The sequence below is a fragment of the Pseudomonas sp. FP597 genome (genome assembly GCF_030687435.1).
GTDB classification, from domain to species: domain Bacteria; phylum Pseudomonadota; class Gammaproteobacteria; order Pseudomonadales; family Pseudomonadaceae; genus Aquipseudomonas; species Aquipseudomonas lactucae.
The window spans coordinates 1,977,129-1,996,649 of the sequence record NZ_CP117432.1 but is presented as its reverse complement, the minus strand read 5'-3'; the positions used below and the strand labels follow the sequence as shown (position 1 = coordinate 1,996,649).

Sequence of the window (19,521 nt, the reverse complement as noted above, 5' to 3'; positions counted from 1 at the left end):
GAATTTTCGCACTGAGTGCTGGCACTTCGGTGATACGGCGGTGGTCATAGCCTGCGAACTTCATTCAGCACGTTTCCTCTTAGGGATTAAGTCATGCTCCGTTCCTTGCGCTGTGCTGCCTTACTGGGCAGCCTTTTTTTGAGTGCGTCAGCACTGGCGGTCGACATCGACCAAGCCAGCTATGGCTACCCTTTGACCAACCCGTTCGAAGCGACCATCGCCACCACCCCGCCTGACCTTCGGCCCAAATTGCCGACCGACGACGAGATCAACCAGTCCGACTACACCCTGACCATGCGCCCCGAGCGCGAGTTCAGCCTGCCGGACAACTTCTGGGCAGTGAAGAAACTCACCTACCGCATCGCCAAGCAAGACCGCGCCGCACCTCTGATTTTCCTGATCGCGGGCACCGGTGCGCGGTTTGACAGCAGCATCAACGAATACCTGAAAAAACTGTACTACCAGGCTGGCTACCACGTAGTGCAACTGTCGTCGCCCACCAGCTTTGACTTCATCGCCTCCGCGTCGCGCTTCGCCACCCCCGGCATCAGCCAGGAAGACGCCGAAGACATGTATCGTGTAATGCAAGCCGTGCGCGCGCAGAACGCCTCGCTGCCGGTGACCGACTTCTACCTCACCGGCTATAGCCTGGGTGCCCTGGATGCGGCATTCGTCAGCAAGCTCGACGAAACCCGCCGCAGCTTCAACTTCAAGAAAGTCTTGCTGCTGAACCCGCCGGTCAACCTCTACACCTCGATCACCAACCTCGACAAGTTGGTGCAGACCGAGGTGAAGGGCATCAACAACACCACCACCTTCTATGAGCTGGTGCTGAACAAGCTGACCCGCTACTTCCAGCAAAAGGGCTACATCGACCTCAACGACGCCCTGCTCTACGACTTCCAACAGTCCAAGCAACACCTGACCAACGAACAGATGGCCATGCTGATCGGCACCTCGTTCCGCTTCTCGGCGGCCGACATCGCCTTCACCTCGGACCTGATCAACCGCCGCGGCCTGATCATCCCGCCGAAGTACCCGATCACCGAAAGCACCAGCCTTACGCCATTCCTCAAGCGTGCGCTGCAGTGCGACTTCGACTGCTACCTCACCGAGCAGGTGATCCCGATGTGGCGCGCCCGCTCCGACGGCGGCAGCCTGCTGCAACTGGTTGACCAGGTCAGCCTGTACGCCCTCAAGGACTACCTGCACGCCAGCCCGAAAATCGCCGTCATGCACAACGCCGACGATGTCATCCTGGGCCCGGGTGACCTCGGCTTCCTGCGTAAAACCTTCGGCGATCGCCTGACCGTCTACCCGCTGGGCGGCCATTGCGGCAACCTCAATTACCGCGTCAACGCCGACGCCATGCTGGAGTTCTTCCGTGGCTAAATATCTTTTGCTGCTCGCCGCGCTGATGTGCGCAGGCGTCGCCAATGCCGACAACAGCAAGGCCCACGAGCCGGTGACGATCGATGCCGATGGCTTCAAGGAGCCGTTGACCAAGCTCAAGTTCAACCCGGGCCTGGACCAGCGCGAATTCGAGCGGTCGTCGCTCACCGCGCTCAACGTGTATGACCCGTTGGAGTCGTGGAACCGCCGCGTCTATCACTTCAACTACCGTTTCGACCAATGGGTGTTCCTGCCCGTAGTCAACGGCTATACCTACGTCACACCAAGCTTCCTGCGCACCGGCGTGAGCAATTTCTTCAACAACCTGGGCGATGTGCCCAACCTGTTGAACAGCCTGTTGCAACTCAAGGGGCATCGCTCCCTGGAAACCACCGGGCGCCTGCTGCTCAACACTACCGTCGGTATTGCCGGCCTATGGGACCCGGCCACCGCCATGGGCCTGCCGCGCCAAAGCGAAGACTTCGGCCAGACCCTGGGCTTCTACGGCGTACCCGGTGGCGCCTACCTGGTGCTGCCGATCTTCGGCCCGTCAAACCTGCGCGACACCGGCGGCTTGCTGGTGGATTACACCGCGGAGTCCCAGATCAACTTCCTGAACGTCTCCGAAGTCAGCTCCAACCACCCGGAAATCTGGGCCCTGCGTGCCGTGGACAAGCGCTACCAGACCAGCTTCCGCTACGGCCAGATGAACTCGCCGTTCGAGTATGAGAAGGTGCGGTATATCTATACCGAATCGCGCAAGTTGCAGATTGCCGAGTAAACAACGCACACAAAAAAGGCCATTCGAATGAATGGCCTTTTTATTGCGGTTGAGAAAAATCAAACCCTGCTAAGCGTTTTTAACCTCACGACAAGGTAATCCATAGTTGTTCTCTCCCTTGTCGCCTTTTTTCAACAGTTGCACGGTCACCATGATAAACCCCACGACCGGTAGCGCGTACCACAGTATGTAAGCCCCCGTCGTATTCACATCATGAAGCCGACGAAATGTTACTGATAGGCGGGGAATAATCATAAGGACAGCGTAAATACCCAGCGGTATATAAAACCATTTGCTGTGGGCAACCCCTGCCCATCCTGCAACAACAATCGAACCGTACATTAGCACCACGTCAAAAAATGCGAATATCCAATACTCCCTTCTGCGGGCTCGCCCACTGAACTTGGCATAGTTTTTTATCGCTTGAAAACACCAGTTCATCCTTAACCCCTTATCGATCCATTTTTTATCGCGCCACTTCACATGAAGAAGCGCGACGCATCCTATAAATGCCTGGAAAACCGAACTGTAGGATTAATCTTAAACAGCGTTTCAAACTCTACTCGATACGAACGAATCAGCGTTTCGCCGCTCGCCATGCTTTGCCAAGTATCGATACAACCGCCAGCACGACGGCCCCGGCAATAATCCCCGCCACCGCATTGAGCACTGTAGGCATCAACCACGCCAGGCCACCGACACTCTGGCTCACCGTCTCGATCCAGTGATGCACCACCGGCACGCCATGGGTCAGGATGCCGCCACCGACCATGAACATCGCCGCCGTGCCGATCACCGACAGGCTCTTCATCATGTACGGCGCCGCCCGCAGGATGCCGCCACCAACACTGCGCGCTACCTGGCCAGGCTTTTGCGTGAGCCACAAACCCAGGTCATCCAGCTTGACGATACCGGCCACCAGCCCGTAAACGCCCGCGGTCATTACGATGGCGATACCCGACAACACGATGACCTGCTGCGTCAATTGCGCATCGGCCACGATACCCAGGGTAATGGCGATGATTTCCGCCGAGAGGATGAAATCGGTGCGGATTGCGCCTTTGATCTTGTCCTTTTCGAACGCCACCAGATCGGTCGCCGGGTCGGCCACGGCTTCGACCAGTTGGGCATGTTCGGCTTGATCTTCTGCCTTGCTGTGCAGGAATTTATGCGCGAGTTTTTCGAACCCTTCAAAACACAGATAGGCGCCGCCGAGCATCAACAGCGGTGTGACCGCCCAAGGCGCAAAAGCACTGATGAGCAGCGCCGTCGGCACCAGGATCAGTTTATTGACGAACGAGCCCTTGGCCACCGCCCACACCACGGGAATTTCCCGCTCGGCCCGTACGCCGCTGACCTGCTGGGCGTTGAGCGCCAGGTCGTCGCCCAGGACGCCGGAGGTCTTCTTCGCGGCCATCTTTGTCATCAGGGCGACGTCATCGAGTACCGCGGCGATATCGTCGATCAACACCAACAAGCTGCTTCCTGCCATGAACCGTGCATCCATAAGGGAGAGAGGGCGCGAGCATAACGCGTCGCGGGCACATTGTTGAGACCTGCGGATAGCCGGTGCTACCATGCGCAACCGCCTGTCATGGCAAGGAAACCTCCCGTGCTCAGTTTCATAGATACGTTTCTCTTTTGGCGAGTGGCTGTTGTCGTCAGGCAAGGAGCCGCGACGACTCATCGCTCGCTATGGGGAGGAGCGGCGACGCAGAATGGCGGCAACAGACGCCGTCAAAAAGAAACAGTATCTGTGAGACTGAGCACTTTATGAGCAGCATTCGCGAGCGCAACAAAGAAAAAATCCTGCGGGCGGCCAGCGAGGAGTTTGCCGACAAGGGCTTCGCCGCGACCAAAACCAGCGACATCGCCGCCAAGGCCGGGCTGCCCAAGCCCAACGTCTATTACTACTTCAAGTCCAAGGACAACCTCTACCGCGAGGTGCTCGAGAGCATTATCGAGCCGATCCTGGCTGCCTCCACGCCGTTCAACCCGGACGGCGAACCTTCGGTGGTGCTCGGCAACTACATCCGCTCGAAAATCCGCATCTCCCGCGACCTGCCGTTTGCCTCCAAGGTCTTCGCCAGCGAAATCATGCACGGCGCCCCGCACCTGAGCGCCGAGCAGGTCGAGCAACTCAACGCCCAGGCCAGGCACAATATCGATTGCATCCAGAGCTGGGTGGATCGTGGTTTGATTGCCGCCATTGACCCTCATCACCTGATGTTCAGCATCTGGGCGGCGACGCAGACCTATGCCGATTTCGACTGGCAGATCTCCGCGGTAACCGGCAAGGCCAAGCTGGATGAAGCCGATTATGAAGCGGCGGCGCAGACGATTATCCGGTTGGTGCTCAAGGGCTGTGAGCCGGACTGATACACCGAGGGGCCTGTGCCAATCGGGGGCTTGCTCCCGATGGGGCCCTGACAGTAACCGAAGATCAGGCTGACACCCCCGCATCCGCCCGCAACCCCACCCCCTCGATCGCCGTAATCGCACACTGCTCGTCAATATCCGACGTATCCCCGCTGATCCCGATAGCCCCCAGCACCACACCGCCGTGATCCCGAATCAACACCCCACCCGGCGCTGGCACCACGCTGCCCTGCCCCAGGCTGTTCAGCGCGGCGATGAATGCCGGGCGTTGCTGTGCGTCCAGCGCCAGCAAGCGCGAGCCCTTGCCCAGGGCAATCGCGCCCCAGGCCTTGCCGATGGCGATTTGCGGGCGCAGCAGACTGGCGCCGTCTTCGCGCTGCAGCGTGATCAAGTGACCGCCGCTGTCGAGCACGGCGATGGTCAGCGGTGCGGCCGCGATGGTGCGCCCGGCGTTGAGGGCCTGGCAGGCCAGTTGGGTGGCGAGTTTCAAGGTTAAAGCGCTCATGGTGCCGTCCTTCTTTTGTTATTAGGAATGCAGTGGAGGTGTGTTTGATCAGATGCCCCGCCAAACAAATAGAACACAATAAAATTAATTTTTGTATACAATATTTTCATACAAACCCAAAATACGTCGGAAAAATGCCCTCCGACGAACGCCAAGGCCCTCCAATAAAATGCATTGACCTGCGCCGCTCGCCATGAATACACTTCGACCATAAACCACTTGTATACAATTACAAAACGCAAGAGGCACCAAAACATGAGCAAAATGAGAGCAATCGAAGCCGCCGTCCTCGTCATGCGCCGTGAAGGCGTGGACACCGCCTTCGGCATCCCAGGGGCCGCGATCAATCCGCTGTACTCAGCCTTGCAGAAGGTGGGTGGCATCGATCACGTGCTTGCTCGCCACGTTGAAGGTGCCTCGCACATGGCCGAGGGTTACACCCGCACCAAGGCCGGCAACATCGGCGTGTGTATCGGCACCTCGGGCCCGGCGGGCACCGACATGGTCACCGGCTTGTACAGCGCCTCGGCCGACTCGATCCCGATCCTGTGCATCACCGGCCAAGCGCCCCGCGCTCGCCTGCACAAGGAAGACTTCCAGGCCGTGGACATCACCAGCATCGTCAAGCCGGTGACCAAGTGGGCAACCACCGTGCTCGAACCCGGCCAAGTGCCCTACGCGTTCCAGAAAGCATTTTATGAAATGCGCTCCGGCCGCCCAGGCCCGGTGCTGATCGACCTGCCGTTCGATGTGCAGATGGCCGAGATCGAATTCGACATTGACGCCTACCAACCGCTGCCATTGGCCAAGCCGTTGGCCACACGCGTCCAGGTAGAAAAAGCCCTGGCCCTGCTCGATGCGGCCGAACGTCCACTGCTGGTCAGCGGTGGCGGCGTGATCAATGCCGACGCCAGCGAGCTGCTGGTTGAATTTGCCGAGTTGACCGGTATTCCGGTGATCCCGACCCTGATGGGCTGGGGCACCATCCCCGACGATCACCCGCTGATGGTGGGCATGGTCGGCCTGCAGACCTCCCACCGTTATGGCAACGCGACGCTGCTCAAGTCGGACGTGGTGCTGGGCATCGGCAACCGTTGGGCCAACCGCCACACCGGTTCGGTGGAGGTGTACACCGAGGGGCGTAAATTCATTCACGTCGACATCGAACCGACGCAGATCGGCCGCGTGTTCACCCCGGACCTGGGCATCGTGTCCGACGCCGGTTCCGCGCTGACGATGTTTATCGAAGTGGCCCGCGAGTGGAAAGCCGCGGGCAAGCTCAAGGACCGCAGCGCCTGGCTGCATGACTGCCAACAGCGCAAGGCCACCCTGCACCGCAAGACGCACTTCGACAACGTACCGGTCAAGCCGCAGCGCGTGTACGAAGAGATGAACCAAGTGTTCGGCAAAGACACCTGCTACGTCAGCACCATCGGCCTGTCGCAGATTGCCGGCGCGCAATTCCTGCACGTCTATAAACCACGCCACTGGATCAACTGCGGCCAGGCTGGTCCCTTGGGCTGGACCATCCCCGCCGCGCTCGGCGTGGTCAAGGCCGACCCGAGCCGCAAGGTGGTGGCGTTGTCCGGCGACTATGACTTCCAGTTCATGATCGAAGAACTGGCCGTGGGCGCACAGTTCAAGCTGCCGTACATCCACGTGGTGGTGAACAACTCCTACCTGGGGTTGATCCGCCAGGCCCAGCGCGGGTTTGAAATGGACTACTGCGTGCAGCTGTCTTTCGACAACCTCAACGCCCCGGAACTCAACGGTTACGGCGTAGACCACGTCGCAGTCGCCGAAGGCCTGGGCTGCAAGGCCCTGCGCGTGTTCGAACCGGGCCAGATACAGCCTGCGTTGCGCAAAGCCCAGGCAATGATCGAGGAGTTCAAGGTGCCGGTGATCGTCGAGATCATTCTGGAGCGTGTGACCAATATTTCCATGGGCACCGAGATCAACGCCGTCAACGAATTCGAAGACCTGGCCCTGGTCGGCAACGATGCGCCGACTGCCATTTCCCTGCTCGATTAAGGAGAACCCTATGCCGCGTTTTGCCGCCAACCTGTCGATGCTGTTTACCGAGCAGGATTTCCTCGCCCGTTTCAAGGCGGCCGCCGATGCCGGCTTCCAGGGCGTGGAGTACCTGTTCCCGTATGAATTCAACTCCGCCGAGATCAAGGCGCAACTGGACGCCAACGGCCTGACCCAGGTGCTGTTCAACCTGCCCGCTGGTGACTGGGCCAAGGGCGAGCGCGGCCTGGCGTGCCACCCGGACCGGGTCGAGGAATTTCGTGCCGGGGTCACGCTGGCCATCGCCTATGCGCAGGTGCTGGGCAACACTCAGATCAACTGCCTGGCGGGCATCCGGCCGCAGGGCGTGAACGACGGAACCCTGGAAAAAACTTTCGTCGCCAACCTCAAGTACGCCGCCGAGAAGCTGCAAGCGGCGGGTATCAAGCTGGTCATGGAGATGATCAACACCCGCGACATCCCGGGCTTCTACCTGAACACCACGGCGCAGGCCCTGGCGATTCGCGAGCAGGTGGGCAGTGACAACCTGTTCCTGCAATACGACATCTACCACATGCAAATCATGGAAGGCGACCTGGCCCGCACCATGGCCGCGCACCTGGGGCAGATCAACCACATCCAACTGGCGGACAACCCTGGGCGCAATGAGCCGGGGACGGGGGAGATCAACTACCGCTTCCTGTTCGAGCACTTGGACCGGATTGGCTACCAGGGTTGGGTCGGCTGTGAGTACAAGCCATTGACCACTACCGAGGCGGGTCTGGGTTGGCTCAAGAGTCACAACGCCATCTAACAAACACAACAAAGAACCCAATGCGGGAGGATTTCTTCATGGCTAAAATCGGCTTTATCGGCACCGGCATCATGGGCCAACCCATGGCCGCGAACCTGCAGAAAGCAGGTCACCAACTGTTCCTCTCCGAACACCACGGCAAGGCCCCGGCGGAACTGATCAGCGCCGGCGCCGTGGCCCTGGCCAACCCGCAGCAGGTGGCCCAGGAAGCCGAGTTCATCATCGTCATGGTGCCCGACACGCCACAGGTCGAGGATGTACTGTTGCGCGCGGACGGTGTGGCGGCGGGCCTGTCACCGAACAAAGTGGTGATCGACATGAGTTCGATCTCGCCCACCGCCACCAAGGTATTTGCCGCGAAGATCAACGAGCACGGCGCGCAGTACCTCGACGCACCGGTGTCCGGCGGTGAAGTCGGCGCCAAGGCCGGTACCTTGAGCATCATGGTCGGCGGCGAGCCCCAGACGTTCGAACGCGCATTGCCGCTGTTCCAGAGCATGGGCAAGAACATCACATGGGTGGGCGGCAATGGCGACGGCCAGACCGCCAAGGTCGCCAACCAGATCATCGTCGCGCTGAATATCCAGGCGGTGGCCGAAGCGCTGCTGTTCGCCGCAAAAAACGGCGCCGACCCGGCCAAAGTGCGTGAAGCGCTGATGGGTGGCTTTGCTTCGTCGAAGATCCTGGAAGTGCATGGCGAACGCATGATCAAAGGCACGTTCGATCCGGGCTTTCGCATCAACCTGCACCAGAAGGATCTGAACCTGGCACTGGCCGGCGCCAAGGAACTGGGGATCAACCTGCCGAACACCGCCGGCACCCAGCAGGTGTTCAGCACCTGCGCGGCAATGGGCGGCAGTAACTGGGACCACTCGGCGCTGATCAAGGGGCTGGAACATATGGCGAATTTTTCGATTCGCGATCAATAACCCACACCACTCCTTTTTTTGAAATGCAGTCAAATGTGGGAGGGGCAAGTCGAATCGTCGCACCGCCCCTCCCACAATAGATCGCATTCCAACCCAACACTTGATGTCCCCTATAACAAAAAATCCGGGAGTCCGCTTATGTCGGTCGATCCGCAACACCTGCTTCGCGAGCTGTTTGCCACAGCCATCGACGCCGCCCATCCCCGCCGAGTGCTTGAACCTTTTCTGCCCGCCGACCGCAGCGGCCGGGTGATCGTAATCGGCGCAGGCAAGGCGGCGGCCGCCATGGCACTCGTCGTCGAAAGTTGCTGGCAGGATGAAGTCACTGGCCTGGTGGTCACCCGCTACGGCCACGGCGCGCCGTGCAAAAAAATCGAAGTGGTCGAAGCGGCTCATCCGGTGCCCGACGCCGCCGGTCTGGCCGTGGCCCGCCGCGTACTGGCGTTGATCAGCAACCTGGGCGAAGACGACCGCGTGATCTTCCTGCTCTCCGGCGGTGGCTCGGCACTGCTGGCGCTGCCCGCCGAAGGCATCACCCTGGCCGACAAGCAAACCGTCAACAAAGCCCTGCTCAAATCCGGTGCCACCATTGGCGAGATGAACTGCGTGCGCAAGCATCTCTCGGCGATCAAAGGCGGCCGACTGGCCAAAGCGGCGTGGCCGGCGACGGTGTACACCTACGCGATCTCCGATGTGCCAGGCGACCAGTCCACGGTGATTGCCTCCGGCCCTACCGTCGGCGACCCTAGCACCTCGCAACAGGCGCTGGCGATCCTCAAGCGTTATGGCATCGATGCCCCGGCCTCCGTGCGCAGCTGGTTGCAGAACCCGGCCTCGGAAACCGTCAAGCCCGGCGACCCGATACTCGCGCACAGCCACTTCCAGCTGATCGCACGCCCGCAGCAGTCCCTGGAAGCGGTGGCGGTCAAAGTGCGTCAGGCCGGCTTCAGCCCGCTGATCCTCGGCGACCTGGAAGGCGAAGCGCGGGACGTGGCCAAGGTGCACGCCGGGATCGTCCGGCAGATCGTGCGGCACGGCCAGCCGCTGGCGGCGCCGTGCGTGATTTTGTCCGGCGGTGAAACCACCGTGACCGTGCGCGGCAACGGCCGTGGCGGGCGCAACGCCGAGTTCCTGCTGAGCCTCACCGACAGCCTCAAGGGCCTGCCCGGCGTCTACGCCCTGGCCGGCGATACGGATGGCATCGACGGCTCGGAAGACAACGCCGGCGCAATCATGACCCCGTGCAGTTACGCGCGCGCCGAAGCCTTGGGCCTGAGCGCCAGCGATGAGCTGGACAACAATAACGGCTACGGCTATTTCGCCGCGCTCGACGGGCTGATTGTCACCGAGCCGACGCGCACCAACGTCAACGACTTGCGCGCCATCCTGATCCTTGAGACTGCCCAACATGACGCCTGACTTCTTGCGTATAGAGGCGCTTGTTTAGCGCCTGTAAAGGCCCCATCGGGAGCAAGCCCCCGATGAAGACAACCCGGTCCCACTGACTCATTAAAAATGCACAACCCCACCTGCCCCGACTGGGCCGAAGCCCTGCTCAACGGCTTCAGCCAGATTTTTCTCCAGCGCCAACCGCTGTGCGGCCTGCTGTGCCTGCTGGCAATCCTGTTCGGCGCCCCTGCCCTGCTCGGCGGCGCGCTGTTGGGCGGTGTGGCCGGGCTGCTCACGGCCCAGCGCCGAGGCTATCCCAAGGCTGAACGCCAGGCGGGTCTATACAGCTACAACGGCGTATTACTGGGTGTGTTGATCAGCCAGCACTTTGCCTGGTCAGCGTTAGTGCCACCGCTGATCCTGGCGTGCAGCGGCTTGAGTGCAATCCTCACGCGACAGTGGCTCAAACACACCTCCCACCCCAATGACCTGCCCGCCTACACCGCGCCGTTTGTCATGCTGGGTTGGTTGCTGCTGGGCGGGATCCCACCAACCGCCTTTGCCCTGAGTGAGCCCGACGCGCTGACCCACCTCAGTGCGCCGTTCACCGGCCTGGCGCAAGTCATGTTGCTGGACCAGCCTCTGAGCGGCGCCTTGATTGCCTTCGGCCTGTGGCTGGCCGACCGCCGCGCTGCCGTCTGGGCCCTGATCGGCGCCAGCAGCGGCGTACTGATCGGCCTGGTGCTGGACGCCCCCGCCGCCCTCCTCGGCCTGCACAGCTACAATCCGGCCCTTGCGGCCCTGGCCCTGAGCCGGGCACGCCGCCAGCCCTGGTTGCCGCTGCTCGGCATCCTGCTGACGATTCTGCTCACGCCGGGCTTTGCCGCCCTGCACCTGCCCGCACTTACCGCGCCGTTTATCCTCGCCTGCTGGCTGGTGCGCGCCGGCCGCCGAGTGCTTCAGAAACCGCGCATGGACAGTCCCTTCGAATCGCCCTAGGCTTGCTCGATATTCGATTCGGGCGGGACTTATGGACAGCAACAACGACTGGCGCCAACGCCTGTACGTCATGATTTTTCAGAGCGACACGCTGGCCGGGCGGCGCTTTGACGGCATCCTCCTGCTGATCATCCTCGCCAGCCTGGTGATCGTGATGCTCGACAGCATCGACCAGATCCACCAGAACTACGCCGACGTACTGGCCTATATCGAATGGGGCTTCACCGTCATTTTCCTGATCGAGTACGGCCTGCGTCTGTATTGCTCACCCAAGCCGCTGCGCTATGCCTTCAGCTTTTACGGGCTGGTGGACCTGCTCGCCATCGTGCCCGGCATCCTCGCCCTGTATTACAGCGACGCACAGTACCTGCTGATCATCCGCATCATCCGCATGCTGCGTATTTTCCGCGTGCTCAAGCTCAGCCCGTACCTCAAGCAAGCCAACTACCTGATGGCGGCGCTGCGCGGCAGCAAACAGAAAATCGTGGTGTTCCTGGTCAGCGTGTGCACCCTGGTCACGGTATTCGGTACTTTGATGTACGTGATCGAAGGCCCGGAACACGGGTTTACCAGCATTCCCAAGGGCATCTATTGGGCCATCGTCACCCTGACCACCGTGGGCTTTGGCGATATCGTGCCGAAGACGCCGCTGGGCCAGGTGATTTCATCATTGGTGATGATCACCGGTTACTCGATCATTGCCGTACCCACCGGGATTTTCACCGCGGAACTGGCCAGTGCCATGCGCGGCGAGCAACTGCAAACCGACTGCCCGGTGTGCAAGAAAAACAGCCATGAGCCCAACGCGGCATTCTGTTCGCGTTGTGGCAGTAATCTTTTCAAAAAAATGGAATAAGCAAAGTTCTTTTTAATCTTTAAGCGACTATGGCGCCCGGCTATAGTCGCTGGCAAAGTGCCTCCCCCTTCTGTCGAACAACAAGGAATGAGCAGTGAAAAAATTCGTTAGCGCCTCTCTCCTGGCCGCCGGCCTCGCCCTGGCGGGTGCCGTGCATGCGGCCCCGGTCACACTGCTCAACGTCTCCTACGACGTGATGCGCGATTTCTACAAGGACTACAACGCCGCCTTCCAAAAACACTGGGAAGCCGAGCACCCGAACGACAAGCTGACCCTGCAGATGTCCTTCGGTGGCTCCAGCAAGCAAGCGCGTTCGGTGATCGATGGCCTGCCGGCTGACGTGATCACCATGAACATGGCCACCGACATCAACGCCCTGGCCGACAACGGCAAACTGGTGCCGGACAACTGGGTCACCCGCTTGCCGAACAACAGCGCGCCGTTCACCTCGGCCACTGTGTTCATCGTGCGCAAAGGCAACCCCAAAGCCTTGAAAGACTGGCCGGACCTGCTCAAGGATGGCGTGCAGGTGATCGTGCCCAACCCGAAGACTTCGGGTAACGGCCGCTACACCTACTTGTCGGCCTGGGGCTACGTGCTCAAGAACGGCGGTGACGAAGAAAAGGCCAAGGCCTTCGTCGGCAAACTGTTCAAGCAGGCGCCTGTGCTCGACACCGGCGGCCGCGCGGCCACCACCACGTTCATGACCAACCAGATCGGCGACGTGCTGGTGACGTTCGAGAACGAAGCGGAAATGATCGCCCGTGAATTCGGCCGCGATCAGTTCGAAGTGATCTACCCAAGCGTCTCCGCCGAAGCCGAGCCGCCAGTGTCGGTGGTGGATAAAGTGGTCGAGAAGAAAGGCACCCGCGTAGCCGCCGAAGACTACCTCAAGTACCTGTGGTCGCCGCAAGGTCAGGAAATCGCCGCCAATAACTACCTGCGCCCACGCGACCCGACAGTGCTGGCCAAGTACACCGACCGGTTCCCGAAAGTCGACTTTCTGTCGGTAGAGAAGACCTTTGGTGACTGGCGCACCGTACAAAAGACCCACTTCAATGATGGCGGGGTGTTTGACCAGATTTACTCAGGTCAATAACTGAATAAACGCGGTAAAAACTGTGGGAGGGGGCTTGCTCCCGATATAGGTGGATCAGTCAACTGATGGGTTGACGGGTGCGCCGCTATCGGGAGCAAGCCCCTCTCACATTGGTTTATGTCATGCCCCTGAAGTTGTGTCTGAATGTATCATCGCCCTGCATAAGTGATATCACCACAAGCGGCCTACTCAGGGTGGGACCTTGTCTTTACTCTCGCTCACCATCTTCCTTCGCTTTTATGAGAACACCATGAACCCAACCACCCCTGCCACCAGCACCCTGACCCGGGGCATGGTGATGCTCTTCGCGTTTTGCTGTGGCGCCATCGTCGCCAACATCTACTACGCACAGCCAATCATCGAGTTGATCGCCCCGGACGTCGGCCTCACGCCGGCGATGGCCAGCCTGATCGTGTCGCTGACGCAGATCGGCTATGCCCTGGGCCTGTTCTTCCTGGTGCCGCTGGGCGACCTGCTGGAAAACCGCAAGCTGATGCTCTCCACCACCGTGGTCGCCATCGCCAGCCTGTTGGGCGCCGCGCTCATCGAGCAGCCAAACCTGTTCCTGCTGGTGTCGCTGCTGATCGGCTTCAGCTCGGTGTCGGTGCAGATCCTGATCCCGCTGGCCGCGCACCTGGCCCCGGCCGAGTCACGTGGCCGGGTGGTGGGCAGCATCATGGGTGGCTTGTTGCTGGGTATCCTGCTGGCGCGTCCGGTGTCCAGCGTGGTGGCGGATCACTTCGGCTGGCGTGCGATGTTCATGGCGGCAGCGGCATTGATGGCGTTTATCAGCGTGGTGCTGATGCTGACCATTCCCAAGCGCCAACCTGATCACAGCGCCAGCTACGGCCAGCTGCTGGGCTCGCTGGGCACCTTGCTGCGTGAGCAACCGGTATTGCGCCAGCGGGCGTTTTACCAGGCCTGCCTGTTCGCCACCTTCAGCCTGTTCTGGACCGCAGCCCCGCTGGAACTGGCGCGTAACCATGGCCTGAGCCAAAGCGAGATTGCACTGTTTGCCTTAGTGGGTGCCCTGGGCGCCATCGCCGCGCCCATCGCCGGGCGCCTGGCCGACGCGGGCCACACCCACCGCGCTTCGCTGCTGGCGATGTTGTTCGCGGCGCTGAGCTTCCTGCCGGCCTTCGTGCACCCGCTGTACAGCGTGATCGGCCTGGCGGTGACCGGCGTGGTGCTGGACTTCTGCGTGCAGATGAACATGGTCCTCGGCCAGCGCGCCGTCTACGCCCTCGACGCCCACAGCCGCAGCCGCCTGAACGCGCTGTACATGACCAGCATCTTCATCGGCGGCGCCTTCGGCTCGGCCATCGCCAGCAGCGTGTATGAACACGGCGGCTGGCTGGGGGTGATGCTGGTGGGCAGTGCGTTTGCGCTGGTGGCGTTGTTGCGGTTCGTAAGTGCATCACGGCAGACCCTGGCCGCCGTCGCCTGATCCAACCGGCGGCTTTGATACAGCGTTCGCTAGTAGGGGCGAGCGCTGTTCAACTTCACACCCTTGATATCGCTTGGCTTGATTACATTGGGGCTTCTCACAATGAAATCACTGATCCTGTCGCCATCCAAATCCACCACCAACGAGTACAAATCGTCAAAGTCAGGATCGGGTGGCACGACAATCACCTCGCCGCGCGTTCCCGTAAATATATCCGTTTGTATGAGCGTCGTATGGGTCGCTTCGGCCATGGGTGACAAGTCGATCTCGTCTCTGCCGCTGACAAAGTCATTTAACGTATCGTAGTGTTCACCGTCCGATTCAGACGCCGACGCGTACGTATAGATCTTTGGCTTTCCAACATCGGTTTTGTCGACTTCATTTACAACGGGCTCCGGCGCGGGTTTATTCGGTAGTTCACCGTTGACTATCAAATCAGTGTAATGAATCCGCCCGCGCGTATTAACCTGAAAATCAGCTTTGCCATTACCGCTCAAGTCGAGCGTCACTTTACCCTCGCCCAAACCCTCGTTATAACTCAGCACCGCCTCGCCAGCGCGCCCGGTGAAACGCTCGACAATATAAAGAACCCGAATCGCGGCATCGGACAAGGGTCTTGATATATCGATTCTGTCCGCACCACTGGCAAAGTCTTTTATCAAATCCGGGTGGCTGGGCGTGGAGTCAGTGACGTTGTCATAAGCGAAAACATTGCGTCCGCCATTGCCTTCCAACGTGTCAGCACCGGGCCCACCCGTGAGGCGGTTGTTTGCTGTGTTACCGATCAACGTGTCATGACCGAAGCCGCCCACCGCGTTTTCCACGGTGACGCCCTTGGCGATCGATACGTTGCCTATCATGCCGCCTACGTCCGAAAACGATTCGGCTTTCAAACTGATTTTCTGGTCCTGACGAAAGCCGGAAAAGTCCAGAGTGTCAGTGCCGCCCGCATCCCATACACAGAACACCGGTTTATCCCTGGCACTTTTGAGCGTGTAGAAGTCCCGGCCCGCATTGGCGTTAAAACCGTAGGTGGTATCGGTTTTTCGAGTCTCGGTGTTCGCGCCGTACAACCGTTGCACAGCGGCAATATCGTGCAGCATGGGCGCCGAGACTTTTTTCCTTTCGTACGGGTGATCACCAAAAGACGCATCATGGTAGCTCATCACGGTATAGGCGCTTGTGTCCTCCCTGTAAGGCTCCACGTCGCCGTGAGGGTGCTTAAGGCCAATGGCGTGGCCGACTTCATGTACAAACGTCTTGTCGAACTGCGTCCCATGCTCCAGTTTCGTGTGGGTGCGGCTCGTTCCCACGTTGACGCTACCTTCCTCGAAGTACGGATTGGGCAGCGTGGCCCAACCACCGGGATAATCCGGCAGCCCCTTGATCTTGAGCACGCCGTCCCGGCCGGTGGCGTTTTCTGTAAAGGTGACATTAGTCACTTCCGCCCAGGACTTGAGGCCCTCTCTGATTCGGTGTTTTTCCGCGGAGGTAAAGCCCGGTGCCAAGGTATAGGAAAGATCTATTTTCTTGTCTTTATTGCGATCACTCCATCGGGAGCCTGATCGGGTGAGATGTTTCGCCGCCTTGTCCGTAGAGTAAGACGGTTTATCGGTTTCAGACGAAGGAAAGTTGGAACGCCACGTGTAGCGCGCGTACTCAACAGAAGGAGCGCTTATTGTCTTCATGGGTAATACCCTGGGTACTTGTAAATAACCTGACACCGAACGGTGCCAAAACCACAACATTAAAACGCATAAAACAAAACTAAAATCACACACATAAAAATAGTGAACAAGTGCGAATTCCATTCCAATTGAAACGTTGAAACATCAACAAAAACCAACTAACAACTGCTAAAAATTAATCCGCGGGTGAGCGTTGTATATGCCAGTCATGTCATCCCCTTCTCAATGCCTTCGGACTGGATGTTTGCCCCGGAGCTAGCCAGTGGCGAGGTCAAAACCATGCTCAACGGATGGCAAGTGCCACGGCGCAGGGGCTTGTTGAGTATGTGGAAGGGCTACTGGCTTAGCACAGCAGTCTGGAATCGAGGAATGCGGCTGTTTAGCGATGGCCAATAACTGTATTCAACGACGCTGTCCAGCCAGCTTGGCTGCCTGCGCAACATCGCCAGGACGGCCTGTGAGGCAATGCTCAACGCCAGTTGCTGTCCAGGGCATCGATGGTGTCCAGCACCGAAACTAAAGATGCGTCGTTGCAGCCGCTTGAGCATGAAACTGTCGGGCTTGGGGTTAGCACCTGGGTCCCGGTTGGCCGAAGCCAGCAACACCAGAACGATATCCCCCGCCTCCAACACGGTGCAGCCAATCGTGCATCGCCTAACCACGAATCGCCGTGTGTTTTGTACCGGTGAATCGTAGCGCGCCACCTCCTCAACCAGTGCCATCGCCAGGGCAGGTCTTTGCCGGACCTGCTCAATCAGCTCGGGTTGGCGAATGAGCGTCACCAGCGTGTTGCCGATGAGGCCGGCAGTGGCTTCGCAGGTCTGCGACAACAACCCGATCAGGTTGGCGGTCAACACGCCCGTATCCTCCCACTGCCCCCGATGGATGTGCGCCAATAGCGTGGCGTCCTGCAGCACCTCAGTGAATATCGTGTTCAACCGCGACGCGGCGGTATCGGCATGGCGCAATTGCACCTCATCGCTTAGAGGTGAGAGGCAGGCGACAAACTCCCGCGTCAGTCTCGCGACCGTGTCCAATTGCTCTGTCGGCAAGCCCAGCAGAGATGCAACCACCGAGACCGGCAGGCTGAACATCAACGAGTCCAGATCACCCAAATGCTCGATGACTTGTCCCACTGCCTCGACGATAGAGGGCACCTCCACAGCGCATAGCGCAGGTTCGATCGCCGCTCTCGGGCAGCGATGGGCCGCGCCTTCATTCATACGCATCAAACGCGCGAACACCTGCCCTGCCGCGCCTTGTGCAATCGCCGGCGGCACCGGCTCGTGCAGCGGTCGCACGCGGCAGTCGGGGTGCATGAGCACCGCTTCGACGCTCTGCGCGCTGCTGGCGACCCATAACCCAAGAGTGGTATCGAACAGCAATCCGGGGCCGAGTCTCAGGCGTGAATAATATTTATAGGGATCTGCGTGTGTGACAGCTTCAAGCGGAGTCATTCAGAGCATCCGGTCCAATAAAGAACCGTTACTATCAGCGCGACTACACGGCAATGATTCGCTCGGGAACGAACTATGGATACTCAGGACGACGCTGCGCTTTCAACGGTCGCCGGTGCAATTGCAGAACCTGCCCGTACGAAAATGCTCTGTGCGCTGATGGATGGCCACGCGCGCACCAGCACCGAAATGGCCGTGATCGCCGAGGTCAGCGCTTCTACCGCCAGCGCCCATCTGGCCAGGCTCAAGGATGAGGGCCTGATCAAGCTGCAGACACAGGGGCGCCACCGTTACTACCGCCTCGCCGGCGCGCACGTGGCCCAGGCGATTGAAGGCTTGATGGTGATCAGCCGCAACAGCGCCAGCGCATTTGTGCCGAATACGCCCACGCGCTTGCAGTTTGCACGTACCTGTTACGACCACATGGCCGGCAGCCTGGCGGTGCAACTGCATGATCATTTCATCGCATGCGGCTGGTTGAAGGGCAACGACAGCTATCAACTCAGCATGCAGGGCGAACAGGCGATGATCGAACTGGGCGTCGATGTGGCGGCACTGCGCACGCAGCGACGACGTTTCGCCTGCGCCTGCCTGGACTGGAGCATGCGCCGTCCTCACCTGGCCGGCGCCCTGGGGGCGGCTTTTTTGCAAAGCGCCCTGCGGCGCGAATGGGTCACCCAAGACCTGGACAGCCGCGCGCTGGGGTTGACGCCCAAGGGCCGCAAGGAGATGAGCGGCCGATTTGGAATAACTATCGAAGGACAATGAAGACCCACTGGGAGGGCAGTGGCGGCGCGGGGTCAGGCGCAGGTCGAGTGCTCGTGGTCCAGGCAACACAGCAAACGCTCGACCGTGTGTTCCAGCGGGCCGGAGTTATCCAGCACGAACAATCCCGCGCTGTTGCCCGTGATCAACTCTTCGGTGAACCGCGCATTGCGCGCCAGGCGCTCTTCAATATCCGTCAACGACTCACGCCCGCGCGCGATCAGGCGCTGACGCAATACGGCTTGATCCACCGTCAGCAACAGCACCAGCAACGTCGGGTAACGCTCGCGGGTTTGCGCCAGGTGCGCGCGGGAGCCATTGACCAGCACGTCCTCCCCGGCCGCCAGCCACGCGTCAATCTCCTTGGGAATACCATAGGACAACCCGTTGGCCTGCCAGCTGAGGGCAAATGCGCCCTGCGTCTGCATTGCGGCAAACTGCGCCGGGCTCACGCCTTGGGCCGCTTCGCCCACCGCCTCCGCCGAACGGGTGATTACCCGGCGCACAATGCGGCAGCCACGCTCGGCCAACCGTGGGCGTGCGGCGTCCAGCAGGCTGTCCTTGCCCGAACCCGATGGGCCGATGAGATAGATCAACCTGCCTGACATCAACACACTCTCTTTGCTTGTTTGCAGACTTCTTGGACCACGGCGCCGGGTAGTCGGCACAGGAAAGTTTACCCAGCACGTTCTCGGAAGCCAGGCCAGCGGCGGCCACATTACCGGAGCGCGACATGCCGTGCATCACGTTCTGCGTATCCTGCAATGGGCGCTGCCCGGTGGCGAGGGAGCTTGCTCCCGATAGGGGTGTGTCAGTCAGAGATGTTTCAACTGACCCACTGCTATCGGGAGCAAGCCCCCTCCCACAGTCGATTGCATCTCAAGTCGAGAACTTCGTTGTTAGGACCTGCCCTACACAGATTTCGGGTTGCGTCCGATCAGTGTCGCCGCTAACCTTCGCGGGTCGCTGCAAAATCAGCGAACGGGTGTGGTAGCCCGGTTCCTTCATAGA

The 19,521-nt window shown here is 60.1% G+C and carries 18 protein-coding genes; 12 read left to right on the top strand and 6 right to left on the bottom strand.

Annotated elements, in window-relative coordinates:
- Positions 1-93 precede the first annotated feature (93 nt).
- A complete protein-coding gene (locus tag PSH66_RS09365; RefSeq protein ID WP_003172794.1) occupies positions 94-1,392 on the top strand; it encodes a hypothetical protein in 1,299 nt (432 codons plus the stop codon).
- Positions 1,385-2,173 carry a VacJ family lipoprotein gene (locus PSH66_RS09360; protein WP_003172793.1) on the top strand — a complete coding sequence of 263 codons (789 nt, stop codon included), beginning with the start codon at positions 1,385-1,387 and terminating at the stop codon, positions 2,171-2,173. The genes PSH66_RS09365 and PSH66_RS09360 overlap by 8 nt, the downstream gene beginning before the upstream one ends.
- A gap of 69 nt (positions 2,174-2,242) precedes the next feature.
- Here the strand turns inward: PSH66_RS09360 and PSH66_RS09355 are convergent, their stop codons facing one another.
- Complete coding sequence (locus PSH66_RS09355; protein WP_080547076.1) at positions 2,243-2,614, bottom strand: DUF805 domain-containing protein; 372 nt, start codon at positions 2,612-2,614, stop codon at positions 2,243-2,245.
- Between the two features lie 136 nt (positions 2,615-2,750).
- A complete protein-coding gene (locus PSH66_RS09350) occupies positions 2,751-3,665 on the bottom strand; it encodes a DUF808 domain-containing protein (protein WP_042944405.1) in 915 nt (304 codons plus the stop codon).
- 281 nt (positions 3,666-3,946) lie between these two features.
- On the opposite strand from PSH66_RS09350, the gene PSH66_RS09345 reads away from it, so the two are divergent.
- A complete protein-coding gene (locus PSH66_RS09345; RefSeq protein WP_042944402.1) occupies positions 3,947-4,552 on the top strand; it encodes a TetR/AcrR family transcriptional regulator in 606 nt (201 codons plus the stop codon).
- A gap of 64 nt (positions 4,553-4,616) precedes the next feature.
- On the opposite strand, the gene PSH66_RS09340 is transcribed toward PSH66_RS09345, so the two are convergent.
- Positions 4,617-5,057 carry a heme-binding protein gene (locus PSH66_RS09340; RefSeq protein WP_003172789.1) on the bottom strand — a complete coding sequence of 147 codons (441 nt, stop codon included), beginning with the start codon at positions 5,055-5,057 and terminating at the stop codon, positions 4,617-4,619.
- A gap of 255 nt (positions 5,058-5,312) precedes the next feature.
- On the opposite strand from PSH66_RS09340, the gene gcl reads away from it, so the two are divergent.
- From gcl to PSH66_RS09300, 8 genes are all read left to right on the top strand, one after another.
- Positions 5,313-7,088: a glyoxylate carboligase gene (gene gcl, locus PSH66_RS09335; protein WP_003172788.1), complete on the top strand. Its 1,776-nt coding sequence runs from the start codon at positions 5,313-5,315 to the stop codon at positions 7,086-7,088.
- 10 nt (positions 7,089-7,098) lie between these two features.
- On the top strand, positions 7,099-7,881 hold the full coding sequence (gene hyi, locus PSH66_RS09330; protein WP_305428881.1) for a hydroxypyruvate isomerase: 783 nt from the start codon (positions 7,099-7,101) through the stop codon (positions 7,879-7,881).
- Positions 7,854-8,810, top strand: coding sequence for a 2-hydroxy-3-oxopropionate reductase (locus tag PSH66_RS09325; protein ID WP_232291293.1), 957 nt, complete (start codon positions 7,854-7,856; stop codon positions 8,808-8,810). Before hyi ends, PSH66_RS09325 begins: the two co-directional genes overlap by 28 nt.
- A 138-nt stretch (positions 8,811-8,948) precedes the next feature.
- Entirely contained in the window at positions 8,949-10,229 is a 1,281-nt protein-coding gene (locus PSH66_RS09320) for a glycerate kinase (RefSeq protein ID WP_305428879.1), read from the top strand.
- Between the two features lie 96 nt (positions 10,230-10,325).
- Positions 10,326-11,198 (top strand): urea transporter, encoded by an 873-nt coding sequence (locus tag PSH66_RS09315; protein WP_003172784.1) that lies wholly within the window; start codon positions 10,326-10,328, stop codon positions 11,196-11,198.
- 31 nt (positions 11,199-11,229) lie between these two features.
- Positions 11,230-12,054 carry an ion transporter gene (locus tag PSH66_RS09310; RefSeq protein WP_141063726.1) on the top strand — a complete coding sequence of 275 codons (825 nt, stop codon included), beginning with the start codon at positions 11,230-11,232 and terminating at the stop codon, positions 12,052-12,054.
- 94 nt (positions 12,055-12,148) lie between these two features.
- Complete coding sequence (locus PSH66_RS09305) at positions 12,149-13,153, top strand: sulfate ABC transporter substrate-binding protein (RefSeq protein ID WP_078823798.1); 1,005 nt, start codon at positions 12,149-12,151, stop codon at positions 13,151-13,153.
- Between the two features lie 250 nt (positions 13,154-13,403).
- A complete protein-coding gene (locus PSH66_RS09300; RefSeq protein ID WP_003172781.1) occupies positions 13,404-14,600 on the top strand; it encodes an MFS transporter in 1,197 nt (398 codons plus the stop codon).
- A gap of 29 nt (positions 14,601-14,629) precedes the next feature.
- On the opposite strand, the gene PSH66_RS09295 is transcribed toward PSH66_RS09300, so the two are convergent.
- Both PSH66_RS09295 and PSH66_RS09290 read right to left on the bottom strand, forming a co-directional pair.
- A complete protein-coding gene (locus PSH66_RS09295; RefSeq protein ID WP_305428877.1) occupies positions 14,630-16,411 on the bottom strand; it encodes a M10 family metallopeptidase C-terminal domain-containing protein in 1,782 nt (593 codons plus the stop codon).
- A gap of 212 nt (positions 16,412-16,623) precedes the next feature.
- Entirely contained in the window at positions 16,624-17,745 is a 1,122-nt protein-coding gene (locus tag PSH66_RS09290; RefSeq protein ID WP_141063728.1) for a cytochrome P450, read from the bottom strand.
- A gap of 75 nt (positions 17,746-17,820) precedes the next feature.
- On the opposite strand from PSH66_RS09290, the gene PSH66_RS09285 reads away from it, so the two are divergent.
- The gene (locus tag PSH66_RS09285; RefSeq protein WP_305428875.1) at positions 17,821-18,513 is read left to right on the top strand and encodes a helix-turn-helix transcriptional regulator; all 693 of its coding nucleotides are present in this window, start codon (positions 17,821-17,823) and stop codon (positions 18,511-18,513) included.
- 32 nt (positions 18,514-18,545) lie between these two features.
- On the opposite strand, the gene phnN is transcribed toward PSH66_RS09285, so the two are convergent.
- Positions 18,546-19,118: a phosphonate metabolism protein/1,5-bisphosphokinase (PRPP-forming) PhnN gene (gene phnN, locus PSH66_RS09280; RefSeq protein ID WP_078732266.1), complete on the bottom strand. Its 573-nt coding sequence runs from the start codon at positions 19,116-19,118 to the stop codon at positions 18,546-18,548.
- Positions 19,119-19,521 lie beyond the last annotated feature (403 nt).

What these genes read in the sequence shown, in the direction of transcription:
- PSH66_RS09365 (WP_003172794.1), top strand. Translation starts at nt 94, where the DNA reads ATGCTCCGTTCCTTGCGCTGTGCTGCCTTACTGGGCAGCCTTTTTTTG.
- PSH66_RS09355 (WP_080547076.1), bottom strand. Translation starts at nt 2,614, where the DNA reads ATGAACTGGTGTTTTCAAGCGATAAAAAACTATGCCAAGTTCAGTGGG.
- PSH66_RS09350 (WP_042944405.1), bottom strand. Translation starts at nt 3,665, where the DNA reads ATGGCAGGAAGCAGCTTGTTGGTGTTGATCGACGATATCGCCGCGGTA.
- PSH66_RS09345 (WP_042944402.1), top strand. Translation starts at nt 3,947, where the DNA reads ATGAGCAGCATTCGCGAGCGCAACAAAGAAAAAATCCTGCGGGCGGCC.
- PSH66_RS09340 (WP_003172789.1), bottom strand. Translation starts at nt 5,057, where the DNA reads ATGAGCGCTTTAACCTTGAAACTCGCCACCCAACTGGCCTGCCAGGCC.
- gcl (WP_003172788.1), top strand. Translation starts at nt 5,313, where the DNA reads ATGAGCAAAATGAGAGCAATCGAAGCCGCCGTCCTCGTCATGCGCCGT.
- hyi (WP_305428881.1), top strand. Translation starts at nt 7,099, where the DNA reads ATGCCGCGTTTTGCCGCCAACCTGTCGATGCTGTTTACCGAGCAGGAT.
- PSH66_RS09320 (WP_305428879.1), top strand. Translation starts at nt 8,949, where the DNA reads ATGTCGGTCGATCCGCAACACCTGCTTCGCGAGCTGTTTGCCACAGCC.
- PSH66_RS09315 (WP_003172784.1), top strand. Translation starts at nt 10,326, where the DNA reads ATGCACAACCCCACCTGCCCCGACTGGGCCGAAGCCCTGCTCAACGGC.
- PSH66_RS09310 (WP_141063726.1), top strand. Translation starts at nt 11,230, where the DNA reads ATGGACAGCAACAACGACTGGCGCCAACGCCTGTACGTCATGATTTTT.
- PSH66_RS09300 (WP_003172781.1), top strand. Translation starts at nt 13,404, where the DNA reads ATGAACCCAACCACCCCTGCCACCAGCACCCTGACCCGGGGCATGGTG.
- PSH66_RS09295 (WP_305428877.1), bottom strand. Translation starts at nt 16,411, where the DNA reads ATGGAATTCGCACTTGTTCACTATTTTTATGTGTGTGATTTTAGTTTT.
- PSH66_RS09290 (WP_141063728.1), bottom strand. Translation starts at nt 17,745, where the DNA reads ATGACTCCGCTTGAAGCTGTCACACACGCAGATCCCTATAAATATTAT.
- PSH66_RS09285 (WP_305428875.1), top strand. Translation starts at nt 17,821, where the DNA reads ATGGATACTCAGGACGACGCTGCGCTTTCAACGGTCGCCGGTGCAATT.
- phnN (WP_078732266.1), bottom strand. Translation starts at nt 19,118, where the DNA reads ATGTCAGGCAGGTTGATCTATCTCATCGGCCCATCGGGTTCGGGCAAG.